Origin of the sequence: Streptomyces sp. CBMA123, assembly GCF_014596465.1 — a bacterium.
Classification (GTDB): domain Bacteria; phylum Actinomycetota; class Actinomycetes; order Streptomycetales; family Streptomycetaceae; genus Kitasatospora.
In genome coordinates this window covers 1-6,600 of record NZ_MECK01000282.1, presented here as the reverse complement: position 1 = coordinate 6,600, position 6,600 = coordinate 1, and the positions used below count along the sequence as shown (strand labels likewise).

Annotated in this window: 6 protein-coding genes; 3 read left to right on the top strand and 3 right to left on the bottom strand. The window is 74.1% G+C overall.

The features are described from left to right. Positions 1-650: helix-turn-helix domain-containing protein (locus BG452_RS27325; RefSeq protein WP_188307021.1), on the bottom strand; the 650-nt coding region annotated here is incomplete at its 3' end. A gap of 252 nt (positions 651-902) precedes the next feature. Between BG452_RS27325 and BG452_RS27320 the strand changes: the two genes are divergently transcribed. The 3 genes from BG452_RS27320 (at position 903) to BG452_RS27310 (ending at position 4,382) form a co-directional block, all read left to right on the top strand. Then, complete coding sequence (locus BG452_RS27320) at positions 903-1,763, top strand: NAD(P)H-binding protein (protein WP_188307020.1); 861 nt, start codon at positions 903-905, stop codon at positions 1,761-1,763. Positions 1,764-1,994: 231 nt separating this feature from the next. After that, positions 1,995-2,864 carry a slipin family protein gene (locus BG452_RS27315; RefSeq protein ID WP_411293026.1) on the top strand — a complete coding sequence of 290 codons (870 nt, stop codon included), beginning with the start codon at positions 1,995-1,997 and terminating at the stop codon, positions 2,862-2,864. 153 nt (positions 2,865-3,017) lie between these two features. Further along, entirely contained in the window at positions 3,018-4,382 is a 1,365-nt protein-coding gene (locus tag BG452_RS27310; protein ID WP_188307019.1) for an FAD-dependent oxidoreductase, read from the top strand. A 38-nt stretch (positions 4,383-4,420) separates the two neighbouring features. On the opposite strand, the gene BG452_RS27305 is transcribed toward BG452_RS27310, so the two are convergent. Continuing rightward, entirely contained in the window at positions 4,421-5,050 is a 630-nt protein-coding gene (locus BG452_RS27305; RefSeq protein ID WP_188307018.1) for a TetR-like C-terminal domain-containing protein, read from the bottom strand. A gap of 339 nt (positions 5,051-5,389) precedes the next feature. Further along, positions 5,390-6,600: ABC transporter permease (locus tag BG452_RS27300; RefSeq protein ID WP_188307017.1), on the bottom strand; the 1,211-nt coding region annotated here is incomplete at its 5' end.

The window sequence follows — 6,600 nt, the reverse complement described above, 5'->3', positions numbered from 1 at the left end:
GTGACCAGGCGGCGGCCGCTGATCTCGGCGGGCCGGATCCGGACCCAGCAGGGCCGGTCGCCGCCTGCCCAGGGGGCCGCGCCGGGCAGGTCCTCGAGGCGGCGCCGTTCCTCCGGGTCCTCCACGTAGCGGGCCGAGCCGAGGGCGAGCACGCTCCAGCCGCGTCCGAGGTACTCGTCGATGCGGTCGACCTGGAAGGACACCTCCGCGCCCGGCTCCGGGGCGGTGGCGGCGCGTTCGCCGGTGCGGTAGGCGAAGGTGGCCCGGTCGACCACGTAGTTGACGGGGTAGACGGCCGGGCCCGGGCGCACCGGCAGGGCGATCCGGCCGATCCCGTGGGAGCCGACCAGTTCCCAGCACTCGGCGTCGGTCAGGTCGAGCAGCCGGGGCCGTGGGCCGGGCGCCCCGAGGCCGGGCGGGGCGTCGGCGCGGCCCTCCAGGAGTTCCTCCCGGCTCATGCAGAGGGCGGCGGCGATCCGCACGAAGCCGCCGGGGTCGAAGGCGGGCCCGGCTTCGGTCAGGTGGCGCAGGTACTGGGGGGCCATCGCGGCCTGATGGGCCAGGGCGTCCTCGGTGAGGCCGAGTCGCTCACGCCGTTCGGCGATCCGGTGGGCCACGGCGATGGGGTCGGGGTCGGGGGTGTCGTTCACGGTGGTGGCTCCTCGGCTCGCCAAGGGGGGGTGCCCGGGCCGGTGTCCGGGCGGTGACCAGGCCGGATCCATCCAAGCGTCCGGCTCACCCCAAGTCGAGCAACGGCAGGGCTCCGTGCGTGTCGAAGCCCGCCATGGCGGGTGCGGGAACCCGACCTTGATCCCCCATCCGCCGCCTGCGATCATCCCCCTGACGCGGAATCATGTCCGCTTCGTTCAACGGGGAACAACGGGGAACAAGGAGAAACATCCGTGATCGTCGTGACGGGTGCCACCGGTACGGTCGGGTCGAAGGTCGTCGTGGGCCTGCGGGAGCGCGGCCGGGAGGTGCGGGCGCTGGTGCGCGCCGGGTCCGTGGGCCCGGCCGAGTGGGACACCGCGGTCGAGCGGGTCGCCGCCGACTTCGCCGACCCGGCGTCGCTGGACACCGCCCTGGACGGGGCCGACACCGTCTACCTGCTGGTCGCCGTGCACCCGGAGATGGCCGAGCACGAGAAGAACGTGATCGACGCCGCCGTCCGCACCGGCCGCCGCCCGCGGATCGTGCTGCACGCCGCCGCGGGCATCGAGTACCGGCCCGAGAGCGTGCGCTTCGTCGGCGCCCACGTGACGGGCCTGGCGCACCTGGAGGCCTCCGGCCTGCCGTGGACGGTCCTCGGCCCGAACGGCTTCTACCAGAACTTCCTGGGCACGGCCCCGACCGTCAAGGCCGGCCGGCTGGCCGTTCCGGGCGGCGCGGGCGCGGTGTCGTACGTGGACGCCCGGGACGTCGCGGCGGCCGCCGTCGAGGTGCTGGCGACGGAGGGCCACGAGGGCGCGGTCTACACCCTGACCGGCCCGGCCGCGCTCACCCACGGCGAGGTGGCCGCGCAGCTGGCCGCCGCCGCGGGCCACCCGGTCGCGTACACCGCGCTCGCCCCCGAGGCGGCCCTGGACGGCATGCTCGGCACGGGCTGGGACCCGTGGCGCGCCGAGGGCATGGTCGAGCTGTACGGGCTGTACGCGGCCGGGCGGGCCTCGGCGGTCAGCTCGGACGTGGAGAAGCTGACCGGCCGTCCGCCGCGCTCCTTCGCGGAGTTCGCCACCGAGCACGCGGACGCCTTCCGCGCTTGAGCCGCCCGAGCCGCCCGAGCCGGCTGAGCCGCCTGGTCCGGCGCCGGGGTGAGCCACCGCCCCGGCACCGGACGGACCCCGATCGTCAACGCTGCGTCAAGACCCTCCTGCACACGCCTTACCGTGCGCTCCGGCCGGGCGCATACTGTGCTGCGCGCGGCGAGCGCCCGGTGACAGGGCCATCCCGGACCCGGCCCGGCCGCACCGCGACGGGGAGAAGGTAGAACAGGCGTGGCGGAACTCGTGATCGTCGTCGTGGTCGTCGTCCTGCTGTGGTTGATGACCGGCGTGCGGGTGGTGCAGCAGTACGAGCGCGGCGTGGTGTTCCGGCTCGGCAGGGTGCTCGGGCAGGTCCGCGAGCCGGGGCTGACGCTGCTGCTGCCGGTGCTCGACCGGATGCGCAAGGTCAACGTCCAGGTGATCACCATGCCGGTGCCCGCCCAGGAAGGCATCACCAAGGACAACGTCTCGGTGAGCGTCGACGCGGTGCTGTACTTCCGCGTGGTCGAGCCGATCAGGGCCACCGTGGACGTGCAGAACTACGGCTTCGCCATGCTGCAGGTCGCCCAGACCTCGCTGCGCTCGATCATCGGCAAGAGCGAGCTGGACGACCTGCTGTCCGGCCGGGAGAACCTGCACCACGGCCTGGAGGTCATGCTGGAGAGCCCGGCGACCGGCTGGGGCGTGCACATCGACCGGGTGGAGATCAAGGACGTCAGCCTGCCCGATTCGATGAAGCGCTCGATGGCCCGCCAGGCCGAGGCCGACCGGGAGCGCCGGGCCCGTATCATCACCGCGGACGGCGAGTTCCAGGCGGCCGCCAAGCTCGCCGAGGCGGCGAGCAAGATGGCCGACACCCCGGCGGCGATGCAGCTGCGCATGCTGCAGACGGTGGTCGAGGTCGCGGCGGAGAAGAACTCGACGCTGGTGCTGCCGTTCCCGGTGGAGCTGCTGCGGTTCTTCGAGGCCTCCACCGCCCGGCTCGCCGACGGTGCGACCGCCCCGGCAGCGACGACGGCACCGGCCCCGGCCGTCCCCCCGCAGGCACCCGCCACCGCACCCGCCACCGCCGCGGCCTCCACTCCGGCCGACGGCAGCTGACGTCCGACCGGCCCGGGAAGTTCCCGGGCCGGCCATAGGTCAACTCTATGACGTCATAGATCAGAACCGACTACAGCTGCGCGCGAGCAGCGGGTTGGCTGCAAGGGTCCAGACCAGTAGGCCCCGCTGCGCCCGCCCGGAGGATTCGCCCGCATGACCCGCTCGATCCGAGTCGCCATCGTCGGAGCCGGCCCCGCCGGGATCTACGCCGCCGACGCCCTGCTCAAGTCCGACGCCGCCACGGCGCCCGGCGTCTCGATCGACCTGTTCGAGCGGATGCCCGCCCCGTTCGGCCTGATCCGCTACGGCGTGGCCCCCGACCACCCCCGGATCAAGGGCATCGTCACCGCCCTGCACCAGGTCCTGGACAAGCCCCAGGTCCGGCTGTTCGGGAACGTCGACTACCCCGCCGACCTCACCCTGGACGACCTGCACCGCCACTACGACGCCGTGGTCTTCTCCACCGGCGCGATGGCCGACCGCGCGCTCGACCTGCCCGGCATCGACCTGGACGGCTCCTACGGCGCGGCGGACTTCGTCTCCTGGTACGACGGCCACCCGGACGTCCCGCGCACCTGGCCGCTGGAGGCCGAGAAGGTCGCCGTCCTCGGCGTCGGCAACGTCGCCCTGGACGTCGCCCGGATCCTCGCCAAGACCGCCGACGAGCTGCTGCCCACCGAGATCCCCCCGAACGTGTACGAGGGCCTGAAGGGCAACCGCGCCGTCGAGGTCCACGTCTTCGGCCGCCGGGGCCCCGCCCAGGCCAAGTTCAGCCCGATGGAGCTGCGCGAGCTCGACCACTCGCCCACCATCGAGGTCATCGTCAACCCCGAGGACATCGAGTACGACGAGGGCTCGATAGCCGCGCGCCGCGCCGTCAAGCACGTCGACCTGGTCGCCGCGACCGTCGAGAACTGGGCGATCCGCGACGTCGGCGACCGCCCCCACCGGGTGTACCTGCACTTCTTCGAGTCCCCGGTCGAGGTCCTCGGCGAGGACGGCAAGGTCGTCGGCCTGCGCACCGAGCGCACCGAGCTGGACGGCACCGGCAACGTGCGCGGCACCGGCCGGCACACCGACTGGGACGTCCAGTCGGTCTACCGCGCCGTCGGCTACTACTCCGACGAGCTGCCCAAGCTGCCCTTCGACCCGGTCTCCGGCACCGTCCCGCACCAGGCCGGCCGGGTCCTGGACGGCGACGGCTCGCACGTCCCCGCCGTCTACGTCACCGGGTGGATCAAGCGCGGCCCGGTCGGCCTGATCGGCCACACCAAGGGCGACGCCAACGAGACCGTCGCCTGCCTGCTGGAGGACCACGCCGGCGGCCGGCTGCCCAGCGCCGCCGAGCCCGACCCGGCGGCCATCGAGGACCACCTGCGCGCCCGCGGCGTCCGCTTCACCACCTGGGACGGCTGGAAGCAGCTCGACGCCCACGAGCGCGAACTCGGCCGGGCCGAGGACCGCGAGCGCGTCAAGGTCGTGGAGCGCGAGGACATGCTCCGCAACAGCGGGGCCTGAGTCGCGGCAGCGGGCCCCGGTCCGGCGACGGACCCGGCTCAGGCCCGGACGACCGGCAGCAGCACCTCGTCGACGATCGCCACCGGGTCGAGTTCCACGGCGCCCCCGCCGCACATCTTGATCCGGTACAGCATCAGCGCCGGCACCACGTCGGTGACCAGCGGGGTGACCGCCCCGGGGCGCACCTCGCCCCGGGCGGTGCCCCGGTCGAGCACCTCGGCGATCAGCGCGGTGGTGGGGTCGACCACCCGCTGCTGCACCAGCTCCAGGAAGACGCGGGCGCGCTGGTGGTCGATCTCGCTCATGATCGCGCGGACGGCGGCGCCCAGGTCGCTGAACATCGCGGTGCGCAGCCCGGTCACCACCTCCAGGAGGTCCCCGCGCAGGCTTCCGGTGTCGGGGGCCGGCCGGGCCGGCGGGAGGCTGGCCCGCAGCGCGTCCATGACCAGTTCCTCCTTGGAGGACCAGCGCCGGTAGAGGGCGGCCTTCCCGGTCTGTGCGGCGGCCGCCACGCCCTCCATGGTGAGCCGGGCGTAACCGTCGGTGGTGAGCTGCTGGAGGGTCGCCCCGTAGATGGCACTCTCCAGCGCCTCACCGCGCCGGCGGACCGGGGCGGTCGCCGCCGCGCGCGCGGCGGCGCCCTCAACGGTTCGGGCTTCAGCGGACATGGCCGCACACCTCCCGGGGGTTCCGTGTTCACTAGGCCTATGGCCCAATGTTAGTGAACGAACCCGTTCCCTCCCAAGAACCCTGCGTGACCAGGAACCTGCGGGACCAAGAATCTGCGCGCCCGGGAGCCCGGCGAGCCCAACGGCCTGTCGCGATCGGCCTCCGGGGCACCGCTGGCCCCGCAGGCCGCAGGGCGTCGGCACGAACGTCCACGAGCTCGCCGGAGGCTGCTGACCCGGCGCACGGGAAGGGGGGCGGCAGCCGCTGCGGCTGCCGCCCCCCTTCAACATGCCCGCACCACAGGCGAGTTCACCGACTGACGACCGCTACTCCGTCCGCTACTCCGTCCGCAGCGCCGCCGCCGTGCCCATCCGGGCCGCCCAGCCGGCCGGGAGCAGCGCGCCGCCCACCGCCATCAGCAGGCCGCCCAGCAGCAGTGGCGCCGGCACCCACCCGTGGTAGACCGCCAGGTCCGCGGTCGGGATCGTGGTCCCCGCCGCGCGGCCCATCCGCGGCAGCACGTAGTCGTGCAGCGCGATGCCGACCGGGATGCCCGCCGGGCCCGCCACCGCTCCGACGGCCGCGACCGAGGTGAGGATCATCGTGACGGTCTGGCGCGGGCTCATGCCCAGCGCCCGGTGGATGCCGAAGTCCCGGACGCGTTCGCGGATGTCCAGCAGCACGGTGTTGAGCACCCCGAGCCCGGCCACCGCGACCAGCATCAGGGCCATCGTGCCGGCCAGCGCGTCCATCGACACCGCCATGCTGCTCAGATGGCCGTCGTTCGGCTGGGCGGCGACCCCGTCGGGGGCGAGCGCGAGGTTCAGGGCGTCGACGTAGCCCTGCCGGTCCGTGCCCGCCGTGAGGTCGATGTCGAACTCGATCGACTCCGGGATGACGTAGGCGCCCAGGCCGTCGAGCGAGCGGGCGTCGGTGAGGATGACCGGCCGGGTGGAGAAGGCCTCGCCGACGATCCGGACTCGGGACTCGCGGCCGTTGGCGGTCAGGGTGACGGTGTCGCCGAGCCGGGTGCCGGTGGCCGTCAGGAACCCGCCGGGGACGACGGCCTGGCCCGGGCCGTCGAACCAGCGGCCGGCGACCATCTGGTAGGCGCCCCAGGACGGGTCCCCGCCGTAGGCGACCACCTGGGTCGGACCGGCCAGGCCCGCCACGCCGACCTGGGTGAAGCCGGTGCGCAGGTAGCGGCGGGTGCCCGGCTGGGCGGCGATCAGCCGGGCGATCGTCTCCGGGTCGGCGTTCCGCACCGGCTGCGCGTCGGCGCCCGGCGCCGGGGCGGGCGGCGGGCCGAGGGCCTGGATCAGCACGCTCCCGGGCGACTTGCGGTCCATGCCGTCCTGGATGCCGTTCAGCGACAGGACCAGTCCCAGGGCGAAGGTGACGCCGACGCTGCCCAGCAGCACCGCGCTCACCATCGTCGCGGACCGGCCGGGCCGGACGAAGGGCCCGCCCAGGCCGAGGCCGACCGCTCGCGGCAGCGGCAGTCGCCCGAGCAGCGCCCGTACCGCCCGGCCGCGCCCGGGCCGCGGGG

Coding starts and splice junctions, on each gene's coding strand:
- BG452_RS27310 (WP_188307019.1), top strand. CDS start 3,018: ATGACCCGCTCGATCCGAGTCGCCATCGTCGGAGCCGGCCCCGCCGGG.
- BG452_RS27305 (WP_188307018.1), bottom strand. CDS start 5,050: ATGTCCGCTGAAGCCCGAACCGTTGAGGGCGCCGCCGCGCGCGCGGCG.